24 protein-coding genes and 2 pseudogenes are annotated in these 22,131 nt (G+C 67.2%); 15 read left to right on the plus strand and 11 right to left on the minus strand.

Features of this window, described 5'->3' with window-relative positions; all coding sequences use genetic code 11:
• Positions 1-416, plus strand: a 416-nt coding sequence (locus tag ABCR94_RS08170) for a YaaC family protein (RefSeq protein WP_521976497.1), incomplete at its 5' end; no start/stop codon positions are given.
• A 258-nt stretch (positions 417-674) separates the two neighbouring features.
• Here the strand turns inward: ABCR94_RS08170 and ABCR94_RS08175 are convergent.
• From ABCR94_RS08175 to ABCR94_RS08185, 3 genes are all read right to left on the minus strand, one after another.
• The gene (locus ABCR94_RS08175; RefSeq protein WP_347118512.1) at positions 675-1,529 is read right to left on the minus strand and encodes a GIY-YIG nuclease family protein; all 855 of its coding nucleotides are present in this window, start codon (positions 1,527-1,529) and stop codon (positions 675-677) included.
• A 300-nt stretch (positions 1,530-1,829) separates the two neighbouring features.
• Entirely contained in the window at positions 1,830-2,489 is a 660-nt protein-coding gene (locus ABCR94_RS08180) for a YdcF family protein (RefSeq protein WP_347118513.1), read from the minus strand.
• A complete protein-coding gene (locus tag ABCR94_RS08185; RefSeq protein WP_347118514.1) occupies positions 2,486-3,280 on the minus strand; it encodes a GntR family transcriptional regulator in 795 nt (264 codons plus the stop codon). The genes ABCR94_RS08180 and ABCR94_RS08185 overlap by 4 nt, the downstream gene beginning before the upstream one ends.
• A gap of 586 nt (positions 3,281-3,866) precedes the next feature.
• Between ABCR94_RS08185 and ABCR94_RS08190 the strand changes: the two genes are divergently transcribed.
• From ABCR94_RS08190 to ABCR94_RS08250, 13 genes are all read left to right on the plus strand, one after another.
• Positions 3,867-4,133 carry a DUF6284 family protein gene (locus ABCR94_RS08190; RefSeq protein ID WP_347118515.1) on the plus strand — a complete coding sequence of 89 codons (267 nt, stop codon included), beginning with the start codon at positions 3,867-3,869 and terminating at the stop codon, positions 4,131-4,133.
• Positions 4,130-4,468 (plus strand): hypothetical protein, encoded by a 339-nt coding sequence (locus ABCR94_RS08195; RefSeq protein ID WP_347118516.1) that lies wholly within the window; start codon positions 4,130-4,132, stop codon positions 4,466-4,468. The genes ABCR94_RS08190 and ABCR94_RS08195 overlap by 4 nt, the downstream gene beginning before the upstream one ends.
• Complete coding sequence (locus tag ABCR94_RS08200; protein ID WP_347118517.1) at positions 4,465-5,505, plus strand: DUF2637 domain-containing protein; 1,041 nt, start codon at positions 4,465-4,467, stop codon at positions 5,503-5,505. The genes ABCR94_RS08195 and ABCR94_RS08200 overlap by 4 nt, the downstream gene beginning before the upstream one ends.
• On the plus strand, positions 5,502-5,855 hold the full coding sequence (locus ABCR94_RS08205) for an RRQRL motif-containing zinc-binding protein (RefSeq protein WP_347118518.1): 354 nt from the start codon (positions 5,502-5,504) through the stop codon (positions 5,853-5,855). Before ABCR94_RS08200 ends, ABCR94_RS08205 begins: the two co-directional genes overlap by 4 nt.
• Positions 5,856-5,954: 99 nt before the next feature.
• Positions 5,955-8,114: a cell division protein FtsK gene (locus ABCR94_RS08210; protein WP_347118520.1), complete on the plus strand. Its 2,160-nt coding sequence runs from the start codon at positions 5,955-5,957 to the stop codon at positions 8,112-8,114.
• A 152-nt stretch (positions 8,115-8,266) separates the two neighbouring features.
• Positions 8,267-8,557, plus strand: a complete 291-nt coding sequence (locus ABCR94_RS08215) for a hypothetical protein (RefSeq protein WP_347118521.1) — start codon at positions 8,267-8,269, stop codon at positions 8,555-8,557.
• A gap of 5 nt (positions 8,558-8,562) precedes the next feature.
• Positions 8,563-8,751, plus strand: a complete 189-nt coding sequence (locus ABCR94_RS08220; RefSeq protein WP_347118522.1) for a hypothetical protein — start codon at positions 8,563-8,565, stop codon at positions 8,749-8,751.
• Positions 8,752-8,765: 14 nt separating this feature from the next.
• Positions 8,766-9,374, plus strand: coding sequence for a hypothetical protein (locus tag ABCR94_RS08225; RefSeq protein WP_347118523.1), 609 nt, complete (start codon positions 8,766-8,768; stop codon positions 9,372-9,374).
• 4 nt (positions 9,375-9,378) lie between these two features.
• Positions 9,379-9,513, plus strand: coding sequence for a hypothetical protein (locus ABCR94_RS08230; RefSeq protein WP_347118524.1), 135 nt, complete (start codon positions 9,379-9,381; stop codon positions 9,511-9,513).
• Positions 9,514-9,602: 89 nt separating this feature from the next.
• Entirely contained in the window at positions 9,603-10,496 is an 894-nt protein-coding gene (locus ABCR94_RS08235; protein WP_521976503.1) for a bifunctional DNA primase/polymerase, read from the plus strand.
• Position 10,497: 1 nt separating this feature from the next.
• Positions 10,498-11,973 (plus strand): AICE element replication initiation protein, encoded by a 1,476-nt coding sequence (locus tag ABCR94_RS08240; RefSeq protein WP_347118525.1) that lies wholly within the window; start codon positions 10,498-10,500, stop codon positions 11,971-11,973.
• 471 nt (positions 11,974-12,444) lie between these two features.
• Positions 12,445-12,669 (plus strand): helix-turn-helix domain-containing protein, encoded by a 225-nt coding sequence (locus ABCR94_RS08245; RefSeq protein WP_347118526.1) that lies wholly within the window; start codon positions 12,445-12,447, stop codon positions 12,667-12,669.
• A gap of 73 nt (positions 12,670-12,742) precedes the next feature.
• Positions 12,743-14,005 (plus strand): tyrosine-type recombinase/integrase, encoded by a 1,263-nt coding sequence (locus tag ABCR94_RS08250; protein WP_347118527.1) that lies wholly within the window; start codon positions 12,743-12,745, stop codon positions 14,003-14,005.
• Between the two features lie 172 nt (positions 14,006-14,177).
• Here ABCR94_RS08250 and ABCR94_RS08255 read toward each other — a convergent pair whose 3' ends face one another.
• From ABCR94_RS08255 to rpsB, 5 genes are all read right to left on the minus strand, one after another.
• The gene (locus ABCR94_RS08255) at positions 14,178-15,269 is read right to left on the minus strand and encodes a phosphatidate cytidylyltransferase (RefSeq protein ID WP_347118528.1); all 1,092 of its coding nucleotides are present in this window, start codon (positions 15,267-15,269) and stop codon (positions 14,178-14,180) included.
• On the minus strand, positions 15,269-15,826 hold the full coding sequence (gene frr / locus ABCR94_RS08260; protein ID WP_347119113.1) for a ribosome recycling factor: 558 nt from the start codon (positions 15,824-15,826) through the stop codon (positions 15,269-15,271). The genes ABCR94_RS08255 and frr overlap by 1 nt, the downstream gene beginning before the upstream one ends.
• A gap of 105 nt (positions 15,827-15,931) precedes the next feature.
• The gene (gene pyrH / locus ABCR94_RS08265) at positions 15,932-16,723 is read right to left on the minus strand and encodes a UMP kinase (RefSeq protein ID WP_347118529.1); all 792 of its coding nucleotides are present in this window, start codon (positions 16,721-16,723) and stop codon (positions 15,932-15,934) included.
• A gap of 190 nt (positions 16,724-16,913) precedes the next feature.
• Positions 16,914-17,759, minus strand: a complete 846-nt coding sequence (gene tsf / locus ABCR94_RS08270) for a translation elongation factor Ts (protein WP_347118531.1) — start codon at positions 17,757-17,759, stop codon at positions 16,914-16,916.
• A gap of 105 nt (positions 17,760-17,864) precedes the next feature.
• Positions 17,865-18,839, minus strand: coding sequence for a 30S ribosomal protein S2 (gene rpsB / locus ABCR94_RS08275; protein ID WP_347118532.1), 975 nt, complete (start codon positions 18,837-18,839; stop codon positions 17,865-17,867).
• A 279-nt stretch (positions 18,840-19,118) separates the two neighbouring features.
• Here rpsB and ABCR94_RS08280 point away from each other — a divergent pair.
• A pseudogene (locus ABCR94_RS08280) lies at positions 19,119-19,640 on the plus strand (peptidoglycan DD-metalloendopeptidase family protein); the annotation flags it as partial.
• Positions 19,641-19,801: 161 nt separating this feature from the next.
• Here the strand turns inward: ABCR94_RS08280 and ABCR94_RS08285 are convergent.
• The 3 genes and pseudogenes from ABCR94_RS08285 to ABCR94_RS08295 form a co-directional block, all read right to left on the minus strand.
• A complete protein-coding gene (locus ABCR94_RS08285) occupies positions 19,802-20,359 on the minus strand; it encodes a TetR/AcrR family transcriptional regulator (protein ID WP_347119114.1) in 558 nt (185 codons plus the stop codon).
• Between the two features lie 139 nt (positions 20,360-20,498).
• Positions 20,499-21,335 (minus strand): RNA polymerase sigma factor WhiG, encoded by an 837-nt coding sequence (gene whiG / locus ABCR94_RS08290; protein WP_347118534.1) that lies wholly within the window; start codon positions 21,333-21,335, stop codon positions 20,499-20,501.
• 242 nt (positions 21,336-21,577) lie between these two features.
• Positions 21,578-22,120: pseudogene (locus ABCR94_RS08295) on the minus strand (DNA-processing protein DprA); the annotation flags it as partial.
• Positions 22,121-22,131: the final 11 nt, after the last annotated feature.

Below are 22,131 nucleotides of genomic sequence, written 5' to 3' on the forward strand. Positions count from 1 at the left end.
CATCAATGAAAGATTGGTCTCACACTCCGGATGCGCCTACGACCATCAGGTGGGAGCAGCACAGCTCTGGTGATTCCCTACTGGTCTACGTTCCCTCGCTTCTGGGCACTCACGCGAAAGCAAAAGAGGCGCGTTCCGAGGCCTTGGCACGCGCAACCGAATATAGAGGCCCAGACGACTCCTACGCCTTCCCCTCTCTGGGCAGCATGAAAAAACCCGCCCACCCGTTGCCGATTTGGTGGGCAACACTTTTCGGACTGTCAATTCTGGCACGCTACGAACCCGCCGACTGGGCGGCAATTATCAATATCGATGGTTCGAAATCCGCCAATTCTGTGGAGCATTTGCTCGATCAGGCAATTGAGGTGATCCCCCACCTTGCTCTGATCGCCATCAGAAACGTGGCAGGGAGCTGAATCCTAGAGGTCTGTCTGGATTCCCCCAAGCATTGTCGCTTCCCCTGCTCTTGCCTCGTTACGACCACGGGCATGATTTGGAGTGGAGACCGAGGTCGTCGGATCGGGTTCCGTTTGGCCGGGACAGGAGTGCCCGGCCCCGTGGCCATACGAACCCCGGCGGGCCTCCCCGGGGCGCAAGAGATGGTCGACCGTCAGTCATATGAGCCTGCAAGGGCACGCCTCTGGACGAAATGTTGCGACACTTCACCACCGGGCTCACTCAGACGCAGTTTCGGTACCGCCGTTCGTCCCTCGATTCTCAATTCCGTGTTTTGCGAGCAATTCACGCCACTCTTCTTCAGGCCCCATCATGGAATAATTGACACCAACAATATTCCAGCCAAGGCGTTTTGAGGACTCGATTTGACTTTCTTCCCATAGATGGGCAACATATCTGGAAGCCTCGTCGGTGAGAACATCGAGGCCTGTCATCATCATTGAGTACCGGTCTAGCTCCAGAAAGAGCTCGAAGTTCTCCCTGGGCGAATAATGCACCGGGCAGCAATACCCCGCCTCACATTGCGGCTCATCATGATGGCGCTCGCGGTCTCGCGTGCAACGTTCACGCACGTGCCCAATAACCGATAGATCGAAAATATTCTCGAATGCCGCCAGCTTTCGAAAGTCCGGCTGAATCACCCATTTAATTAGACACAGGTCGGAGTACTGCACAAATCTGGCTGCCACGAGATCGCGCCGGAGCCATCGACGCATGCGCTCTTCGAGCCCTGGCAGGGCGTCGATCTCAACTGACTCAATTACCTCGTTCACCGAATATCTGGCACAGGTTTCCTGGACATACCGAATGGCTTCGCGGATTGAAATCCTGAAGAACTCCCTCTTCGGATTCACGCGGTGAGATTGGAGCAGGGAATGCAGCTCCCTCTCTGCAGCACTAGCGTCGCTGACCACTTGGTCGTAAATAACCTCGTATTCTGTTGGCACACCGGTCGCGCGAGAAAGTTCTCTCGCGCGCTCCGTTGACTCCCTTGTTGTGCGCCCGATCTTTAGCACTCCGGGGATTAGCGGATTTGCGAGGATATAGATTACGCCGCGGCTACTCTCGCTCAAGTCTTCTCCCGATGCATATGTAACCGCCTGTTCATAACTAATTCGAGACAGGCTACGCCTAGCCACTGACAATGGTTGAGCGGTTCGCAACGTTCGGTGGAGCACGGCGCTGGAGCCTTTTCCTTCGAGGCTTCGACCCAAAGTGGCTGCTTACCCCCTAGTCGGTACGAACCACCCCACCTCCTGCTCGCAGCACGCCGCGTGCGTGGCCCCATGAGGGTCGTCGGGGGCACACGTGAGGGAGTGCGATCACGTGCTGAATGGGCAGCAGCCGAGGTCACCCCCTCCGCGTGGTCAACCTCAGCTCGCCTCATCTGCCAGCAGGCGACTCGTGAAACCTTCGCTGCAAAGTCGCTCGAACGAAGCCGCCACATCGCAGGGGGTTTTCTGCTCGATCAGGAATCCTTGCCGGGGGTACACCATGAGCCGCTGCTGAGCCCCGACGAGCATGTCGACGACAAGGCGCGCATCCTTGATCGAATCGACGTACTGGGCAAGCGTCGTGGGCGTTGACACGCTCAACCACTCAACCTCCGGCCAGAGCTTCCGTGCTGTTGCGTAGGCTCGTCGTTCCTCGTACGGCTTGCTGACCAGCAGCGCCGAGGACACACGAGTGCCCTGTTTCTCAAGCAGGGCACGGGAGAAACGGATGTTCTCGCCTGTGTTCCGGGCCTTGGGCTCAAGAAGGATTACCTCGCCAGGAACTCCGAGTTCCATCGCCCGATCACGGTAGTGCTCGGCTTCACCGCGTGGCATGCGCTCCTGAGTCGTGCGGCTGGTCGCCCCTGTGAAGACGACGAGCGGAGCCATGCCCCGGTGGTACAGATCGGCAGTGGCTTCAGCAACCCCCAGGTCGTGACTGCCAAGCCCAATCGCCACGGAGCACGGGCGCGGTTCGTGGTGCATCTGCTGGAAGTCCCACAGCCGCTGAGCATCCGCCCACGCTTGTACCGAGATCACCGTTCGCTCTCCTCTGTTCGCGCCGAATCGGGCACCTGGAAGTCGTACGCCCACGCGAAGCGGGATGCGGCGTGCACGCCGATGGCGAACTCCACGACGGTCCCGTCCGCGGTGTACGTCGTCCGGTGCAGCTCAACGACGGGTTCACTAGGCGGGAGCTGTAGCAACTTCACCTCTTCCGGCGTGGGTACGCGAGCGTGGATCTCCTCCTTCATGTGGTCGATCTCGTATCCCGCGTCGTAAAGCACGCGGAAGCCACCGCCCCGACCGGCCGGCCCTGGTGACGGGTCCACGATGCGCGTCCCCTCGACATGCTCAGGCCGGTAGTAGCTGGTCAAAGTGTGGGTCGGCTGCTCGCCCTCCTTGACGAGCCGCGCACGTGCGTAGACCTCCGCGCCCTCGGGCAAGCCGTGGGCCGCAGCGACAAGCGGTGGGGCAACGATGCGGCTGATCGTCTGGGTCTGCTCGTGCCGGCGGTAGGCCCGACCGGAAGCGACCCGGTCCGCGATGAACGCGACCTCGTCACCGTCGCGCCACTTCGCCTTGTCGTACCGAGCGATACCCAACCGCTTGAGCGGTGCCTGTTGCCGTACGACCGTGCCGTGACCTCGGGAAGAAGTCACGAGCCCTTCCGCCTCCAGCGCCTTATAGGCCGCGTGGACAGTGGACTTCGAACCCTCGCCAGCCTCCACCAGGTCCCGGATGTGCGGAAGCTGCTGGCCGGGGCCGTACTCACCACTCCTGATCCGCTCAGCCAGCCGGTCCGCCAATTCACGCCACTTGGGTGCCACGCAGAACTCCTCTCGACATGAACAGTCAAACACAGTCCCAGGACTGTTGACAGTCCTGGGACTGTGCGCCATGGTCTTCCTAGGCGGTTCGCAGTCCTAGGACAGCGAACCGGAAGGGCCCTCCTTGGGCTGCTTCCACGCAGAGGGCGGGGACGCTGCAATCCCGCTAAAGGCCAGGGGACAGGGCTTAGGCCTGACTGGCGAGGTGGCCCGGTGACCGCGAGCAACGGCCGGAGGGTGGGGACTTTGGTCCCCCTTGCAGTGCTTGACCTGTGCCATCACGACAACCGAGAGGACTTCCGGTGTACCGACGAACGCGATGGGCGCCGCCGCGATTGACCGGCCGGCGGTGCCCGCACAGCATCCGGCGCGAGCGATGAACACGTGCTCGCCGCCAAGCCGGTCTCACTACACCTGCCATCGCAGCGGCTAGCGCTGCGGCCGGTTGCCTCCTCCGTCCGTCCGGCTTTCGAGCCGTACGGACGGAGTTGCAGGGAGCTGGGCTTTCCGCTCTACGGCGCGCGGCCCCGGTGCTGATACACCGGGGCCGCTGTTCAGGCCGTTCCTGATGAGAGGAACAAGACCCATGAAGACCATCGCTGCACTTCACAGGCTCGTTACTGCCACTCCGATTGACGGTGAGCCGTCGGATGCGGAGCTGGACGCGATCGAGGAGGAGATGCCGCTGATTCTGGCGGAAGTCGAATTCCTCGACGCTCAGCTCCCGCTGTTGGAGCGGCCGGCCACGGTGCTGGACGTACGGCGGATCCGCCGGGCCCGTCACCGGGTCCTGGCCGCGCGCCGGGACCTCACCAACCGTGCCGCAGCAGCCCAGACGGGCGGTGCGGCATGAGCGCGCAGACCCTGAAGGATCTGAACGCCCCTCTGTTGGTGTTGCGCATGCTCGGTGCGGAGTATCCGCACCTTCCGGCGTCGTGCCTGTCGGTGTCCACGGTTTACCCGGACCGGCTGGAGATGTCGTTCCACGGTGACCTCGGCGGGTTCGAGGCGTGGCGCGATGCCCTGGGCATCGCGTCTGAGAGCGTCACCCACCACGTTCAGGGCAACGGTCGCACGAGGGTGTTGGAGGCCGAAGCCCACTACGCCGGTGCTCGGCTCTGTCTGACCGGATACGCCAAGATCCCCGCTCCGGACGCCGTTGCTTCGGGGGCGGTGGTGGCGCCGTGACCAGTGTTCAGATCCGTTCAGCCGAGCGCGCGCTGTCGGTCGGGACGTGGCTGATCGTCGGTGGAGCGATGCTCTACTCGATCCTCACCGTCACCCCGCTGATGGCGGCCCACACCCCGGATGACTGGGCTTGGACGGCGCCGATTCTGCCCCTGGTGGTGGATGCGGCGGTGGTGATCGTGGTCCGCTTGGATGCCGTGCTGGCGCAGTTGGGCGGGCAGGGCGGACGCTGGCCCACCGCCCTGCGGTGGATGACCGGCGCCATGACCCTGGCGCTGAACGTGGCCGACTCCGCCCTGCAAAGAGACCTGGTCGGCGTCGCCGTCCACTCCGTTTCACCGCTGCTGCTCATCGTCACGGCGGAGAGCGGACTGGCCTACCGGCGCGCCATCGCCGCCGCGACTGCCGCCCTGCTCGCTCAGGAACGCGCTGAGCGAGCGGAGCGGGAGCAGGCCGTTGCCCAGCGGGCCGAGGCCGCAGTTCAGCGGGCCGAAGCCGCCACACTGCGGGCCCGCGAGGAGCGCGAGCATCAGGCACAGCTTGTGCGTGAACAGCGCGAGCACGAAGCACGGTTGGTCCGCGAGCAGGCCGAGCGCGAAGAGCGGGCACACCAGGCAGAGCGCGAGCGCGCCGAAGCCTTGGAGCGTGAGGCGCGGGTGGAGCGTGAACGCCGTGAACGCGAGCGTGAACAGCAGCAGCGCGACCGTGAACGCCTGGAGCGCGAAGCTGCCGAACGCGCCGAGGGTGAGCGCCGGGAACGGGTGGAGCGTGAACGCCGTGAACAGGAGCGCGAACAGCAGCAGCGCGAGCATGAACGCGCCGCCCTGCTGTCCGGTGGGCCTGCCACCGAGAGGCTGCCGGAGGAGCGGGCACGCGAAATCGTGCGAGCCGCTGTCGCCGCGGGTCTTCCCGTGCGGGCCGCAGTCGAGCTGACCGGATGGTCGATCGGCTGGATCTCCAGCCGCTACCAGGAACTGCGCGACGCCGACCAGGCCGGTGCGCCGCTCCTGAACGCAGTCGCAAGTGCCACCCCGTGAATGACCCGGCGCCGTCCGGTATCCCTACCTACCGGTGGCACCTGGCCCCGGACGGGTTGGCCACCTACCGACAGCTCCGCGCCAAGGAGCTGCGGCCGGGCGGGCATCCGGTGGTCGCTCAACTGGAGCGCCCCCGGCACAAGCGCCCGCCCCTGATCGCCTACCTCTACCGCATCGACCACGCCAAGCCCGTCCGGCCGATGACCCCGGCCAAGCGGGCGGCTTTGGCCAAGGCGAATGCCGCACAGCAGATCTGCCCCACCTGCCATCGCGATGCCGGGTATCGCATCCCAACCTCACTCGGCATGTGCGTGCCCTGCGCCTACCCCGACGAACAGTGCGCCGCCTGACCTGCACAGCTTTCGCCAAGCGGGGTCCGGACCGCTCGCCTACCAAAGCGCCGTCCGGACCCCTTCCAACCCCACTCGTCATGAGGGAGCCCACCCACCGTGTCTGACATCCACGTCACTGCCCAGCCCGAAGCAACTGAGCGTGCAGACGCTGACGTCTTCGACATCACCACCAAACGCCCCGCTGTCGCGCCCCCGGTACCGGCCCAAGCGCCCGTTGCCGCACCGCCGGCCGAACCGGTCGACGACGACGAGTCGTCCAAGCTGCGGCCAGTGGACTCACCCGACCTGCCCGCGCCGGGTGTCACGACGTACAAGCGGCAGCCGATCCTGCCGAGTTGGCTGGTGTCGAAGCCGGGGTTTGTCTCCACCACGCAGCGCGCGGCCAGCAACGCGTTCTACTCCACCGTCTTCCATGGCATCCGCACCCCCTGGTACGCGCTGCAACTGGGCTTGAATGCCCCGCGGGGCACGGCCCGTCTGGTGGCGCAGACCAACCGGTGGGCGTGGGACGCGGAGGCGGCCCCGCTGCGCGCGTATGAGGTCTACAAGGAGAACACCGCCGAGTACCTCAAGCTGACGCGCCAGCGCGACAGCCGGGTACGGCTGCGGATGTTCGTCACCGTGGTGTCCCTGGTCTTCGGTGCCGGATTCGCGCTGACCCTGTACGTCATGGCCCCCGGCTGGCTCGCGGTCCTGGCGTCGGCTGCGGTCCTGGTGGCAGGGTTCTGGGGCTCCCCGAAGGACCACCCCGTCATCGGCCCCGCGGTGCTGAAGACCGAGCTGCAGAAGCTCACCGGGTCGATCGTGTTGCGGGCGCTGGACAACATCGGCAACCAGAAGCTGTCGGCCGCCATCAAGAAGGGTGGCGACATGAACGGGATGCGCTTCACGTCCGAGATCACCCGTGACGGGCCCGGATACCGCGCTGACCTTGACCTTCCCTGGGGTGTCACCCCCGAGGACATCATGGAAGAGCGCAAGCCGCTCGCCTCTGGTCTGCGGCGCAAGGTCGGCTGCGTGTGGCCCTCATCCGACCCCACCGAGCACGAGGGGCGGCTGATCCTGTGGGTGGGCGACAAGCCCATGAACGAGACCACCAAACCCGCCTGGCCGCTGCTCAAGTCCGGGCAGGTGGACTTGTTCAAGCCGGTGGTCTTCGGCAATGACCAGCGCATGGCCGACGTCGCCGTGACCCTGATGTTCGCCAGTGTCGTGGTCGGCTCGATCCCGCGGATGGGCAAGACGTTCTTGATGCGTCTGTTCCTGCTCATCGCCGCACTGGACCCGCGCGCACAGCTGTATGCGTTCGACTTCAAGGGCACTGGCGACTTCGGGGCCCTGGAGCCGGTATGCCACCGCTACCGCGCCGGGGACGAGGACGAAGACATCCTCTACGTCCTCGAATCACTGCGGGAGCTGCGCGCCGAACTGCGCCGCCGGGCAAAGGTCATCAAGTCCCTGCCCCGCTCACGCTGCCCGGAGTCGAAGGTGACTGCGGAGCTGGCGAACGACAAGTCCCTTGGCCTGCACCCGATCGTTGCCGGGTTCGATGAGTGCCAGGTCCCCTTCGAGCACGAGAAGTACGGCAAGGAGCTCGAAGAGATCGCAACCGACCTGTGCAAGCGCGGTCCGGCGCTGGGCATGGTGACCCTGTTCGGTACCCAGCGCCCGGACGCGAAGTCGCTGCCCACCGGGATCAGTGCAAATGCGGTGCTGCGGTTCTGCTTGAAGGTCATGGGGCAGCCCGCCAACGACATGGTCCTCGGCACCTCGATGTACAAGGCCGGATACCGGGCCACCATGTTCTCCCGCACCGACCGGGGCATCTGCTGGATGGCCGGTGAAGGCGACGACCCACGCATCGTCGCGAGCGCGTTCGTCGACGCACTCGGAGCCGAACAGGTCGTAGTCCGGGCCCGCAAGATGCGCGAGGACTACGGCAACGTCACCGGCCACGCCATCGGCCAGGCACCGCAGAGCGGAGAGGCTGCCTTCGATCTGCTGGCCGACGTCCTCAAGGCCGTGCCAGCCGATGAGGACAAGGTGTGGAACGAGAAGATCGCCGCCCGCCTCGCCACCCTGCGCCCCGACGTCTACGGCGGCTGGAAGGCCGAAACGGTCACCGCCAACCTCAAGCCGTACGGCGTCACCGCCCAGGACGTGTGGGGCACCACGGCCGCCGGTAAGGGCACCACCCGCCGCGGCATCGCCCGCGCCGACGTCACCAAAGCAATCACGCTGCGTGACGGAAAGTAGTCCGGGAGCTGATCCGGAGCGGTGCTAGACCTAGCGGCCATCGCTGCTAGGTCTAGCACCCCCGCTAGCACCCCACACCAGCACTGATCAGCAACCTCGCACCTAGCACACTACCTGCGTATACCCCGGAAACCCGGCCCGGAAGGCATCCCATGACCTTCACCGTCCTCGCTAGCGCCTGCCTACTTATCGTCACTCTCGGTTATGCAAGCTTGTGTGCGTCGTCGCCGTTCGGGGACTGCCGCAAGTGCAAGGGCTTCGGCTACGCGCTCACGAAGAACCGGCGCGGACAGCTCCGGCCCGGCAAGACCTGCCGCCGCTGCCGCGGTGAGCGCAAGCGCATACGCGTCGGCCGCCACCTCTACAACCGGTGGCTGCACCTCTACCGCGACGGCACCAACACCCCCAACAAGCCCGGCTTCAACCCCACCTCGAAGGGATAACCGCCATGGCCGTCACCGTCTCACTCGTGGCTCTGTTCGGACTCGTCCTGTTCTTCCTGCTGCGCGGCAAGTCGCTCGGCTTCGGGTCCGCGTTCATCGCCGTGATGTTCGGCTTCTTCCTCGCCTCCACCGGGGCGTCCGGGCCGATGAACGAACTCACCACCGCCCTCATCGACGCCATCCCCGAGATGTAGAGGAGGGACCCGTGATGAACGAGCCCATCGTCGCCCGCCACTGGCTGGCGCTCGCGGCCCCGAAGGCGGCGCCGGTCGTGGCCACGTCCACCGTGCTCATCCTCGGCAGGATCTGGAACGCCAACGGCGCCGAACACAGCGTCGGCAACGCCGCACTGATGGTCGTGCTCGCGTCCGGTGCCGCAGCAGCCGGGGCGTTCGCGTCGGCTGGCCGTGCCGGTGACCGCGTCATCGCGGGGACCGCGTTCGCCGCATCGGGCGGTCTCGCCGTCGCGGGGGTTGCCGGGTACGCAGACGGCTGGTCGCTGCCGCTGCTGCTGTGGGTCTTGGCCACCGCCACGGCGTACGGCATCGCGGCCCGCTACTGGCGCACCGACCGGCGCCAGAGCGTGGCGCACGAGCGGCACACCGCGGACCGGTACGCCGAGCACGGTCATGTGGAGCGCGTCGAGGCCCTGCGGGCCGGGGCGCAGATCGAAGTAGCGCGCTCCGGTGCGCTCTACGCCGAGCAGCTCGCCACGGCCCTGCTCACCCGTGCCGCGCTGCCCGGCTTCGACCCGGCCGCACTCACCACCGCCGGCCTTCCCGCACTGCCCACCTCCACCACACCCAAGGAGCACTGAAGCCATGGACGACGACTACGAGGAGTTCGGCTGCGAACTGTGCGAGCCCTCCGACGACGCTGACCCGTACTTCTACCCGCACTGCTGCGGATGCGGAGCCAACGGCAGCAGCGAACACCCCAACTGCACCTGCGCCTAGCTACGCCGACGGCGGCCCCTCTCTCGCCAAAGAAGCCGGGGCCGCCGCCGTCTAGCCAGCACTCACGAAGAGAACTGGAGAACTCCAGCATGACTCAACACACGCTCATCGGGCGAGCGGCCAACCGGCCGTTGCCGCCCGCCATGCCCGAACTTCTGCGGACTGCCGTAGACCTGGCTGCAGCCGGTGTTCCGGTGCTGCCGCTGCGGGAAGGCAAGGTGCCGTTCGGGAACTGCCGTGCCTGCGCTGGCGTTGCCTGCGGTGGACGCCCGCACATGAAAGCCGCCGGGCCCTGCCGGTGCCCGGCCGTCTGCCACGGCTGGGCCGCCGCAACAACCAACACCGGCGTCCTCACCTCTCCGGTGTGGGCTCCGGTGTGGCGCGAGGCCAAGGCGCTGGCCTACCACCCCGGCGGGGCCGGGCTGACCGTGGTCGATCTCGACAGCGCGGAAGCCATCGCGTGGGCCTGTGCGAGCCTGCCCGCCACCCGAATCGTGCGCACCACCAGGGGTGAGCACTGGCTCTACGAGGGCGTCATGCAGTCCGCCAACGCCGTACGGCCCGGCGTCGACGTCAAGTCGTCGATGCAGTACGCCCGTTGGCTCGGCCCCGGCACCGGCACCCTGGCTGATCTGCCCGATGTCGTGCGCGCGCTGGTCGTGAAGCAGCCTTCCACGGTCCGGCCGGCACACACTGCCGTCGCCGTGCCCGCGCCGGTCGGGGGCGGGGAGTGCCGCCATCGCATGCCCGCCTATCTGGAGCGTGGCGTCGCCATGGCCGAGCAGCGCATCACCGAGGCTCCCAGTGCGGTGCACGCGACTGTCTACCGGACGTTCCTCGCCGTGCTGTCCGCCCACGGCCGGTGCGGCTGCCTCACCGACACGCACGTTGCGCGGCTGTTCACTGCCGCTCAGGCCAAGGGTGAATCGGCCCGGCACTGCACCGACGCGTGGACCAACGCCCGCACCAGGTTGGGACTGTGACATGTCTGAGGACGAGAAGAATCCGGCCCGCGAGGTCATCACCGACTACGCGCAAGCCAACTTCCGGTACTTCCGCACCGCCGACGGAACCGTCTACGCGCAGAAGAACGGCCACCCCGTGGCACGCCCGATCCGGTCTCAAGGCACCTCGGGCAGCCACCGCCAGGAACTCATGGTCGGCCTCTTCCACGACGGGCTCGGCGTGTTCAACGGAACCGCCCTCAAGGAGGCGCTGGACTTGATCGAAGCACTCGCGATCACCCAGGACGTACAGCCCGTTCACATCCGTGTGGCCCCCGGATTCGACGGGGCAACCTGGCTCGACCTCGGGCGCAACGACGGGCAGTCGGTACGTATTCACCCCACCGGGTGGGACACCCTCACCCCCGACCCGCGAGAGGTGTGCTGGCGGCGCACCCAGCTCACCGGCGAACTCCCTCTGCCCGCCAAGGACACCGACGGCAAGGGCATCGACCTCCTGCTCCGCCTGTGCAACTTCGCCAACGCAGAAACCGAGTGCCTGGCCATCGCCTGGCTGATCGGCTGCCTCGGACCGTTCGTGCCCGTGCCCGCCCCCTTCCTCACCGGCCCCCAGGGCGCGGGCAAGTCCACTGCCGGGCGGATGCTCGTGCGGATCATCGAGGGCATGAGCGGTGACTTGCGCCGCGCCCCGAAGGACGAAGAGAACCTGATCGCCGCCGTGGCGGCCGGATGGGTTACCGCCCTGGACAACCTGTCCCACCTGGCGCCGGACCTGTCCGACCTGATGTGCTGCATCGTCACCGGGGCCGAGACCATCAAGCGCGCCCTGTACACCGACGGCGACGTCGTGCGCGCCCGCTACCGCCGCCCCCTCTTGCTGACCGGCATCGACGTCGGCGTCATCCGCCCCGACCTCGCCGAACGCCTCCTGCCGCTCCGCCTGGAACGGCCCCGCGTACGGCGCACCGAAGCCGAACTGTGGGCGGAGTTCGAAGAGGTCCTGCCCGTTGTCCTCGGCTCGGTCCTGGATCTAACCGTCAAGGTCCGGGCGGCCGACGCCGACATCCCCACCGATCTGCGGATGGCCGACTTCGCGCACCTGTGCGCGCAGCTCGACGCGGCCACCGGCTTCGGCGCACTCAACGCCTACCGGGCCAGCCTGGACGACCTCAACGACGACGTCATCGAAGGCGACCTCCTGGCGCAGACCGTCCTCAAGCACGCCACCGGGCTCACGGCGAACGTAGAGACGAGGATGACGTCCTCGGAGTGGCTGCACTGCCTCACCGGCCTGTATGCCGGTGACGACTTCCACCCCCTACCCAAGGGCTGGCCCACCACGGGCAAAGTCCTCTCCGACCGCCTCAAGCGCCTCCAGCCCACCCTTGCCGCCCGCAGCGTCCTGATCGACTGGGGGCGCACCAAAGAGGGCCGCTACATCGCGATGACCCACCGCCCGACCCCTCCGCCACACCAGCAAGAGCCGATGCTCTGATCCGCGAACTGCGGGCCCGGACAAGCAAGAAGAGCACCCCCCCTCACCACGAGGAGGTGCTCTTCTTGCTGTTCCGCGGCAGCGCCGCCCTGTGATGGTCGCGCCGCGAAGCGGCTCCTTCTTCACGCCCTGAGGCGCACCACAACAGACACCACCTCTTCTTCTTTTTCCTAAGAGAGAGATCCTGCGTCACCTGCGTCACCCAAGGACCGAAAACGGCTCCTGAACTGCTGCAACAGGGGTGACGCAGAACGGCTATCGCTGCGTCACCCCGCGTCATCTGCGTCACCCGATGACGAAGCCTGCGTCACCCGGTGACGCACCCGACATCCTCTGCGTCACCCAAAAACCGCAGGTCAGGAACATAAGTGACGCAGATGACGCGGTGACGCAGAATCCCGCACCTCGGACACACAGGCCGGTCCCTGCACATCCGAAGCACCTCACCGCACGCCCGAGGAGTCCCCTCCCATGAGTGCACCGAAAGCCTTGGACACACTCCGGGCCAGCCTGCCGGACCGCTACCTCACCCCCGAAGACCTCGTAGTCATCTTCAGGCTGGACAGCGTCGAGACCCTCTACACCTGGCGCAAGAAGCGCGTCGGCCCGCCCGGATTCCGTATCGGCAAGCACATCCGCTACGACCCCGCCGACGTGCAGGCCTACGTCACCCAGTGCAAGAACGACGACGACTAGCCAAGCCCAACCACAGCAGGGGCACGACCCGAACGGGTCGTGCCCCTGCCCCGTTCCCGAACAAGGAGCCCACGTGGCCGGCCACATCCAAGACCGCTGGTACAAGACCGAAACCGGAGCTGACGACAAGATCCGCCGAGTGAAGAGCGCCCGCTACGGCGTCGGAATGCGATACCGCGCCCGCTACATCGGCCCCGACGGTACCGAGAAGAGCAAGAGCTTCCCCGACCGCCAGAAGCGCCGTGCAGAGCAGTGGCTTGCTGAGATCGAAGCCGACATGGCGCGCGGCCACTACATCGACCCATCGGCCGGCCGGACCACCTTCCAGCAGTACGGCGAACGGTGGCTTGCCGGACAGACGACGAACGTGGCGACGCGCGCCACGACCGAGACTCAGCTCCGGTTGCACGCCTTTCCGTACCTGGGAACGCGCCCCCTTGCGTCCTTCCGCCCCAGCCACATCCGAACGTGGACCCGGCAACTGGAGGACGCAGGCTTGGCTTCCTCGTACCGCCGCACCATCTTCGCGGCGGTGTCAGCCGTGTTGACCGCCGCCGTGGACGACACCCTCATGCCTCGCAATCCCTGCCGCTCCAGTTCCGTCAACGCCCCCAAGCCCAGCGGCGAGCGCATCGCCCCGTGGACCGCCAAGCAGGCATTCGCGGTGCGTGAAGCCCTGCCCGCGCGCTTCCAAGCCATGGTGGATCTCGCGGCAGGATGCGGCCTGCGGCAGGGCGAAGTGTTCGGCCTGCCGGTCGATGCTGTCGGCTTCCTGACCGGCTGGCTGCACGTCGGTCTACAGATCAAGGTAGTGAAGGGGCGTGCGTTCTTCGCCCTGCCGAAAGGCGAGAAGGTCCGCGACGTGCCCCTCCCCGAGCAGGTGGGTCAGGTCCTCGCGCTTCACATGAAGCTCTACCCGCCCGTCAGCGTGACGCTCCCCTGGGCGACGCCGGACGGCCCGCCCCTCACCCGGTCGCTGGTCTTCACCGGCCCGCGCGGCAACCACGTCTACCGGAGCAACTTCAACATCAGCCCGTGGAAACCCGCTCTTGCTGCGGCGGGACTGATCACGAAGCGGGAGGGAGAGGCGCTTCCCTCTGCGCGCGAGCACGGGATGCATGCCCTGCGGCACTTCTACGCTTCGGTCCTCCTGGACGCGGGCGAGAACATCAAGGCACTCAGCAGCTACCTGGGACACACGGATCCTGGCTTCACGCTGCGGGTGTACACGCACCTCATGCCGAGCAGTCAGGGGAGGACACGCAAGGCCGTAAATCGCCTCTATGAGCAGGCCATTGAGAGCGATGGCGGCCCAGGGACGGCCCAAGCCGCCTGAGGGACCAGCCGAGCGGCCAGGAAAGGCCAGGTCAGACGGCCTTTCCGCCGCGCCTCCGGCTAAGTTCTCCGGGTACAGGCATGGTCTTCCCAGTGTCGCAGACATACGGAAAGGGGTTCGCCGCCCTGTGGACGACGAACCCCAAGCGTCAGTGCGCCAGCAAAAGCGCAGGTCAGCCCGTTCCTACGAAGAGCACAAACAGCAGCCAGACCACCGGAGCGGTCGGCAGCAGCGAGTCGAGACGGTCCATGATGCCGCCGTGGCCCGGCAGTAGCGTGCCCATGTCCTTGACCCCGAGGTCCCTCTTGATCATGGACTCGCCGAGGTCGCCCAGCGTGGCGCTCACCGCGACCGCGAACCCCAGCACAAGACCCTGCCACCACGTCCCGTCGTGGACCACGAACTCCATGAGCAGCGCGCCCGCCGCCATCGCGAAGACGACCGCGCCGAGGAGCCCTTCCCTGGTCTTGCCGGGACTGATGCGCGGCGCGAGCTTGTGTGTGCCGAACCGCCAGCCCACGGCGTACGCACCGGTGTCGCTGACCACCGTGAGGAGCAGGAAGGTGAGTACCCGCTGCGCTCCGTCGTCGGCCGTCAGCATCAGCGCGACAAAAGTGGCCAGGAACGGCACGTAGAAAGCGGCGAAGACGCCCGCCGTGACGTCCTTGAGGTAACCGTCGGGCGGTTCGGTCATCCGCCAGACGAGCACCGCGAGAGCGGTGAGCGCCATGGCGATCCAGGCGCCCTCCGCGCCCCGCACGTAACCGGCGACGACCATGGCGGCGCCGCCGACCGCGAGGGGCACCAGGGGGGCCTTGATTCCCTTGCGCTCGTCGAGGCGGGAGGTCAGCTCCCACAGGCCGACGACAACGGCGACCACGATCACGCCGATGAAGGCGGCCTTCCAGATGAAGAGGGACGCGATGACCACCGCACCCAGCCCCCCACCCACCCCTATCGCGGCGCGCAGATCACGGCCCGCACGCTTCTTCTGCGCGGGCGGCGGCGGCGGGGGGAGGTGCATGGGCTCCTGCGGCTTCTTGTCGCGGAAGGGGGGACCACTCTGCGGAGCGGCCCCCCGGTCACGGTCGTCGTCGCGGCCTTCAGCGTCTCTGCCTGTCTCGGGCACGATGGGCATGGGGCGAGTCTGCTCGGCCTGATGCGCATCGTATGCGGGACCCGCCGGGACGGGGCCCTGCTCGGACGGGTCCCACGCGCCGGCGTAGCCGCCTCTCGGCGGGGCCCCCCAGGAAGAGTCGTTCATCAGATTTCGAGCAGCTCGGCTTCCTTGTGCTTGAGCAGCTCGTCGACCTGTGCCGCGTACTTCGCGGTGGTGTCGTCGAGCTCCTTCTCCGCACGGCGGACCTCGTCCTCGCCGGACTCCTTGTCCTTGACGAGCTTGTCGAGGGTCTCCTTGGCCTTGCGACGGATCGCACGGATGGAGATCTTGGAGTCCTCGGCCTTGGTCTTGGCGACCTTGATGTACTCCTTGCGACGGTCCTGGGTCAGCTCAGGGAACGTCACTCGGATGATGTTGCCGTCATTGCTCGGGTTGACGCCCAGGTCGGAGTCCCGGATCGCCTGCTCGATGTTGCGCAGCGCGCTCTTGTCGAACGGGGTCACCACGGCCATCCGCGGCTCGGGCACCGAGAACGAGGCGAGCTGGTTGATCGGCGTCAGCGCGCCGTAGTAGTCGGCCACGATCTTGTTGAACATCGCCGGGTGCGCACGACCGGTGCGGATCGCGGCGAAGTCCTCCTTGGCCACCACGACGGCCTTCTCCATTTTCTCCTCGGCCTCGAGGAGGATTTCTTCGATCACCAGTTGCTCCTGCATGTCTTGAGTGGGCCCCGCACTCGGGCCCGGCGTTAACCCGCGTCTTCTCCTGCACGGTGTCCGACCGGCAGGACATTGTCCATCCCCCGGTCAGGCCCGAGTGCCCTGCGCGTTCACGAGGGTGCCGATCTTCTCGCCCCTGACGGCGCGCGCGATATTGCCTTCCGAGAGCAGCTCGAAGACAAGGATCGGAAGCGCGTTGTCACGGCACAGCGTGACGGCGGTGGCATCCGCGACCTTGAGGTCGCGAGTGATCACCTCGCTGTAGTCCAGCGCGTCGAACTTCACCGCGTCGGGATTCTTCTTGGGGTCCGAGTCGTAGACCCCGTCCACGCCGTTCTTGCCCATGAGAAGCGCCTCGGCGTCGATCTCCAGGGCGCGCTGAGCGGCGGTGGTATCGGTGGAGAAGTACGGCATGCCCATGCCTGCGCCGAAGATGACGACGCGGCCCTTCTCCAGGTGACGTACGGCGCGCAGCGGAATGTACGGCTCCGCTACCTGTCCCATGGTGATGGCGGTCTGGACCCGGGAGTCGATGCCTTCCTTCTCCAGGAAGTCCTGGAGGGCGAGGCAGTTCATGACCGTACCGAGCATGCCCATGTAGTCGGAGCGCGCCCGGTCCATGCCGCGCTGCTGCAGCTCCGCGCCTCGGAAGAAATTGCCACCGCCGATGACGATGGCGATCTCGGCCCCGTCGCGTACGACCGCGGCGATCTCCCGCGCGATGGCGTGCACGACGTCGGGATCGACACCGAGCCCCCCACCGCCGGCAAACGCCTCGCCGGACAGCTTCAGCATAAAACGGCCGGCCTTTTTGCCGTTGCCGTTCTTGTCGTCGGCCTTGTCGTCGGCAGACTGATTGGCGTCCGCGCCCTGTTTCATGGAGATCTCCTCGTGCACATACGAAGAAGGCCATTGCCGGTGGGTCCTTGCGGTTCCCTGTGCGGCAATGGCCTCCTCGTCAGATCTGCGATCGTCCGGCGCTTCGGCCGAGCGAATGCCGTCAGGCATACGCGGACGACTGCACCAAACCCTATCGGGGTCTTGGGTAGATCGCGGTACGGCTGAGTTGTCAGCCGCCGACGCGGATGCGCGAGAAGCGCTTCAGCGTGACACCGGCCTCGTCCAGAACCTTCTGGACGGACTTCTTGTTGTCCTTGGCGAACGCCTGCTCCAGCACGACGACGTCCTTGAAGAAGCCGTTGACACGGCCTTCGACGATCTTCGGCAGGGCGGCCTCGGGCTTGCCCTCCTCGCGGGAGGTGGCCTCGGCGACGCGGCGCTCGTTCTCGACGATGTCGGCCGGGACCTCGTCGCGGTTCAGGTACTTCGGCGAGAACGCGGTGATGTGCTGAGCGACATCCTTCGCGACCGCTGCGGCCTCGTCGGTTTCCCTGTCCAGCTCGACCAGGACGCCGACCTGCGGCGGAAGGTCGGGCATGGTGCGGTGCATGTACGCAGCCACGTAGCCGCCGGTGAACTGCACGAAGCGGTCCAGGACGATCTTCTCGCCGAGAGTGGCGTTGGCCTCGTCGACGTACGCCTGGACGGTCTTGCCGGGCTCGATGTCGGAGGCGAGCAGCGCCTCGATGTCGGCCGGGGACGTCTTGGCGACGTGGACGGCGAGCCTGTTGGCGACGTCCTGGAACTTGTCACCCTTGGCGACGAAGTCCGTCTCGCACTTCAGCTCCAGCAGGACGCCGGAGGTCTTGTCCTCGGAGATGACGGAGACGACGGCGCCGTTCTCGGCAGAACGGCTCTCGCGCTTGGCGACGCCCTTCTGACCCTTGACGCGAAGGAGTTCGACGGCCTTGTCGACGTTGCCGTCGGCCTCGTCGATCGCCTTCTTGCAGTCCATCATGCCGGCGCCGGTGAGCTCGCGGAGCTTCTTGACGTCCGCGGCGGTGTAATTCGCCATGGTTTGTGAATCTCTCTCGAAGTCGAAGCGAAGATCTACGGATTGGACGGCGGGGGCGGGCGCCAGTGGCACCCTCCCCCGCCGTCTTCAGCCGTAGCGGAGGTGTCAGGCCTTGTCGGCCTCGGCGGCCGGAGCGGCAGCCTCGTCCTCGGCGACCGGGGCAGCAGCCTCGGTGACAACCTCAGCGACAGTCTCGGCGGCGGCGGGGGCCTCGTCGGCCTCCTCCGCGTCGGCGACCTTCTCGGTCTCGGCGGAGGTCTGGACGTCACCCTCGGCGGCCGGGGCGGCGTCGTCGGCCTTCTTGTCGCCCTCAAGCAGGTCGCGCTCCCACTCGGCGAGCGGCTCGCCGGCGGCCTTCTCGCCCGGCTTCTTGTCGCCCGTGGCGGCACCGGAACGGGCGATGAGGCCCTCGGCGACGGCGTCGGCGATCACGCGGGTGAGCAGGGTGACGGAGCGGATCGCGTCGTCGTTGCCCGGGATCTTGTAGTCGACCTCGTCGGGGTCACAGTTGGTGTCGAGGATCGCGACGACCGGGATGTGGAGCTTGCGCGCCTCACCGACGGCGATGTGCTCCTTCTTGGTGTCCACGATCCAGACGGCGCTGGGCACCTTGGACATCTCGCGGATACCACCGAGGGTCTTCTCCAGCTTGATCTTCTCGCGGGAGAGAACCAGCAGCTCCTTCTTCGTGAGGCCCGAGGCGGCCACATCGGCGAAGTCGATCTGCTCAAGCTCCTTGAGACGCTGAAGGCGCTTGTAGACGGTGGAGAAGTTCGTCAGCATGCCGCCGAGCCAACGCTGGTTGACGTAGGGCATGCCCACGCGCGTCGCCTGCTCGGCGATCGCTTCCTGCGCCTGCTTCTTGGTGCCGATGAACATGATCGAGCCGCCGTGCGCGACCGTCTGCTTGACGAACTCGTAGGCGCGGTCGATGTACGACAGCGACTGCAGCAGGTCGATGATGTAGATGCCGTTGCGCTCCGTGAAGATGAATCGCTTCATCTTCGGGTTCCAACGACGGGTCTGGTGACCGAAGTGGACGCCGCTTTCCAGCAGCTCCCGCATCGTGACGACGGCCATGGCCGTACTCCTTGAGTTACTCGGTTACCGCGACCGCAGGATTGCGGCCACGCCTGACGCCCCGATGCGCCGTGCCACGAGGGACCGAGCGGCGCGGCCACCGACCGCTGAGAGGGTGGGTGGCGGGGCGTGCGAAGTCGACCCGGTGACCCGGATCGCCACCAGAAGTGTACGGGACCCTGGCAGTGCCGGGTGACGGCGTTGTCCACAACCGGCCGGTGGTCCACAGATCCGGTCCATGATCCCCACGGAGCGGTTCGGCGCGCCACGGTTTGTGCCATGCGACGACTGACTCTGCGGGCTCTGACGCTGGTGCCGATCCTGCTGATCCTGCTCTTGGGCGGGGTTTCCCGGGCCTCGGCCGGGGAGGCACCAGGCCTCTTTCCGATTCCGACTCAGGTCGGCGCCCGGTCTGGTTCTTCCGGTTCTGCGTCCCCTGTTCCGTCCGGTGCTCCCGGTTCCCCGCTGCCGGCTCCCTCCGGGGCCCGGGACGCGGTTTGGCCGGTGGGTGAAGGGCGTCCGCAGGTCGTACGGGGCTGGGAGCCTCCCCCGTCGCCGTACGCGGCGGGTCATCGGGGCGTGGACCTGGCTGCGGCGCCGGGCGCCGCCGTGCGGGCGGCGGTCTCCGGCCGGGTGACGTTCGCGGGCCGGGTCGCCGGCCGTGGGGTGGTGTCCATCGCCCTCTCCGGCACGGGTGAACCGCCCCTGCGAACGACGTACGAGCCGGTGCGCGCGGTGGTCTCGAAAGGGGACGAGGTCCGGGCCGGACAGCTGGTGGCGACTGTGCAGGACGGCCCTTTCCACTGCCCGACCGGCTGTCTGCACTGGGGGCTGCTCCGGGCCAGGACCTACCTGGACCCGCTGACGCTGCTCCCGCCCCACCTACTGCGGGGCGGCCCGCCGCGCCTGCTCCCGGTCTTCGGCGTCCCGGTCCCGCTGCCCACTGCGCCCGGTGCGGTGGGTCAGCCCTGGACGCCGCGCAGCGCCATTGCGACCGCGGTCTCCGCGATCACCCCGGGCTCCTCCGCCGCACCGAGTTCGATGCGCCGTACTGCCGCGTCGACCACGCCCTGCAGCATCATCGCCGCCAGCCGGGGCTGCTCGTGGCCCAGCTCGGCGAGCGCCTCCACGATCATCGTGACCAGACCGCCGTGCGCGGCGCGGATCTTCTCGCGGGCAGCGGCGTCGAGCTCACTCGCGGAGATGGCGACGACGGCACGGTGGCGCCGGTCACCGACCAGGTCCAGCTGGGAGCGCACATACGCCTCGACCCTGCCTGCCGGTGTCTCGGCCCGCGCCATGGCGTTCTCGACCTCGGCGGCCCAGACCGGGAAGTCGACGGCGCACAGCTCCTCGACGACCGCGGCGCGCGATCGGAAGTACTCGTACACGGACGACCTGGCGAGGCCCGTGCGCTCGGCGAGGGCGGGGAAGGTCAACGCCTCCGTACCGCCTTCGGACAGCAGGGAGCGGGCGGCGTCGAGCAGGGCGCCGCGCTGCATGGTCCGGTGCTCGGCCACAGAGGCCGCTCGAATCCTTGGCACGGTCCCACTCTACGGATGACGCGGCGCGAAGACGACGCGACCGGTGAGGCGTTCCGATTTCGACCCCGGCATCGACCCCGGCATCGGCATCGGCACCCGGTAACGGTGCTCGCGGTCAGCGCCCGGCGTCGGCCAGTTTCGCCCTGAGCTGGAGCACCGACTTGGTGTGGATCTGACTGACCCGGCTTTCCGTGACGCCCAGCACATTGCCGATCTCGGCGAGCGTGAGGCCCTCGTAGTAGTAGAGCGTGACCACGGTCTTCTCGCGGTCGGGAAGCGTGTTGATGGCGCGCGCGAGCAGCCGCCGCAGTTCCCGGCCCTCGGCCACCTCGACCGGATTGTCGGCGGCGGTGTCCTCAAGGGTGTCCATGATGCTCATCCGGTCGCCACCCTCGCCGCCGACATGCAGCAGCTCCTCAAGAGCCACCACATTGGCCAGGGACAACTGGCTGAATACCGCGTGCAGTTCTTCCAGGGCGACGCCCATCTCCGCGGCGACTTCGCTCTCGGAGGGAGTACGGCGCAGCTGCGCCTCCAGCGTGGTGTAAGCGCGTTCGACGGCCCTGGCCTTCTGTCGCACCGAGCGCGGGATCCAGTCCAGGGCACGCAGTTCGTCGATCATCGCGCCGCGGATGCGTGTGATCGCGTATGTCTCGAACTTGATGGACCGCTCGATGTCGAACTTCTCAATGGCGTCGATGAGCCCGAAGACTCCGGAGGAGACGAAGTCCGCCTGCTCGACGTTGGGCGGAAGCCCTACGCTCACCCGTCCCGCGACGTACTTCACCAGCGGCGAGTAGTGCAGGATCAGCTGCTCCCGCAGCCGCTCGTCGCCCGTGGTCTTGTAGGACCGCCACAGCTCGTCGACCGACGTGGGTGCGGGGGGCCGCACACTGCTGCGGGCAGGGGTCGGCACTGCCGCGCGGTCAGACCCGGAGGTGTGCTGGGGCATGCGTTGCCTTGAGCCGTTCTGCTGTGACGTGTGGGGGGGATCTTGCGTCTGGGCGGGACCTCGTGAGCGTAGCGTGACTGAAGTGTCGCAGTGCGCGCAGGATATGAGATTGTCCTCCTCCGGATGAGCACCGCGGACCGCCCTTCGGCGCCGGGGACGGCACCGCGAACGGTGGCCCCGGCGGCGCCGCTGGGAGGGCTGCGAGGGTCATCTTCGTCACCCTTTCACCCGAATACCGCTGGTCAAGCACCGCCTCGCCGCTCGTTCGCGTGGCGTGCGGCGCCGGGAACCAACTGCCAGCCGTCCCGCTGGCGTTCGACGAACCCCAACGAGTGCAGCTCGTACAGCTTGCCGAGCGCGTCGTCGGGGGTGGTCCCGGCGCTGCGGGCGACGTCGCGCGCGTCGGCGCGACCCCGGGCCGGCAACGCGTCGAGCACCTGCGCCGCGACGGGGTCGAGCAGGTCTCTGGGAAGCACGGGCCCCCGGCGCGCCGGGGCGAGATCGCCGATGCTGCCGACCAGCTCCACCACTTCCGCGGCGTCGGTGACCAGTACTCCCTCACCCCGCAGCAGTTCGTGCACTCCCGCCGAGAGCCCGCTGGTGACCGGGCCGGGCACTCCCATCGTGAAGCGGCCGAGCTTGTTCGCACTGCGCGCGGTGACCAGCGATCCGCTGCGGTACTCCGCCTCGACCACGACGGTACCCCTGGTGAGCGCGGCGTTCTCTGGGGGTTCCCTGGCCGTGGCGTGACGTCGTACCTGACCCCTTCGTTGGGGGTGCTGCGACAGTTCTCGGG

It is taken from the genome of Streptomyces changchenzhani, assembly GCF_039766235.1.
In the GTDB taxonomy this organism is placed as follows: domain Bacteria; phylum Actinomycetota; class Actinomycetes; order Streptomycetales; family Streptomycetaceae; genus Streptomyces.

Excerpts from the sequence above, each read along its gene's own strand:
- ABCR94_RS08190 (WP_347118515.1), top strand. The coding sequence starts at position 3,867 with ATGAAGACCATCGCTGCACTTCACAGGCTCGTTACTGCCACTCCGATT.
- ABCR94_RS08240 (WP_347118525.1), top strand. The coding sequence starts at position 10,498 with ATGTCTGAGGACGAGAAGAATCCGGCCCGCGAGGTCATCACCGACTAC.
- ABCR94_RS08235 (WP_521976503.1), top strand. The coding sequence starts at position 9,603 with ATGACTCAACACACGCTCATCGGGCGAGCGGCCAACCGGCCGTTGCCG.
- ABCR94_RS08255 (WP_347118528.1), bottom strand. The coding sequence starts at position 15,269 with ATGAACGACTCTTCCTGGGGGGCCCCGCCGAGAGGCGGCTACGCCGGC.
- ABCR94_RS08245 (WP_347118526.1), top strand. The coding sequence starts at position 12,445 with ATGAGTGCACCGAAAGCCTTGGACACACTCCGGGCCAGCCTGCCGGAC.
- whiG (WP_347118534.1), bottom strand. The coding sequence starts at position 21,335 with ATGCCCCAGCACACCTCCGGGTCTGACCGCGCGGCAGTGCCGACCCCT.
- ABCR94_RS08195 (WP_347118516.1), top strand. The coding sequence starts at position 4,130 with ATGAGCGCGCAGACCCTGAAGGATCTGAACGCCCCTCTGTTGGTGTTG.
- pyrH (WP_347118529.1), bottom strand. The coding sequence starts at position 16,723 with ATGAAACAGGGCGCGGACGCCAATCAGTCTGCCGACGACAAGGCCGAC.
- ABCR94_RS08215 (WP_347118521.1), top strand. The coding sequence starts at position 8,267 with ATGACCTTCACCGTCCTCGCTAGCGCCTGCCTACTTATCGTCACTCTC.
- ABCR94_RS08225 (WP_347118523.1), top strand. The coding sequence starts at position 8,766 with ATGAACGAGCCCATCGTCGCCCGCCACTGGCTGGCGCTCGCGGCCCCG.
- ABCR94_RS08220 (WP_347118522.1), top strand. The coding sequence starts at position 8,563 with ATGGCCGTCACCGTCTCACTCGTGGCTCTGTTCGGACTCGTCCTGTTC.
- tsf (WP_347118531.1), bottom strand. The coding sequence starts at position 17,759 with ATGGCGAATTACACCGCCGCGGACGTCAAGAAGCTCCGCGAGCTCACC.
- rpsB (WP_347118532.1), bottom strand. The coding sequence starts at position 18,839 with ATGGCCGTCGTCACGATGCGGGAGCTGCTGGAAAGCGGCGTCCACTTC.
- ABCR94_RS08230 (WP_347118524.1), top strand. The coding sequence starts at position 9,379 with ATGGACGACGACTACGAGGAGTTCGGCTGCGAACTGTGCGAGCCCTCC.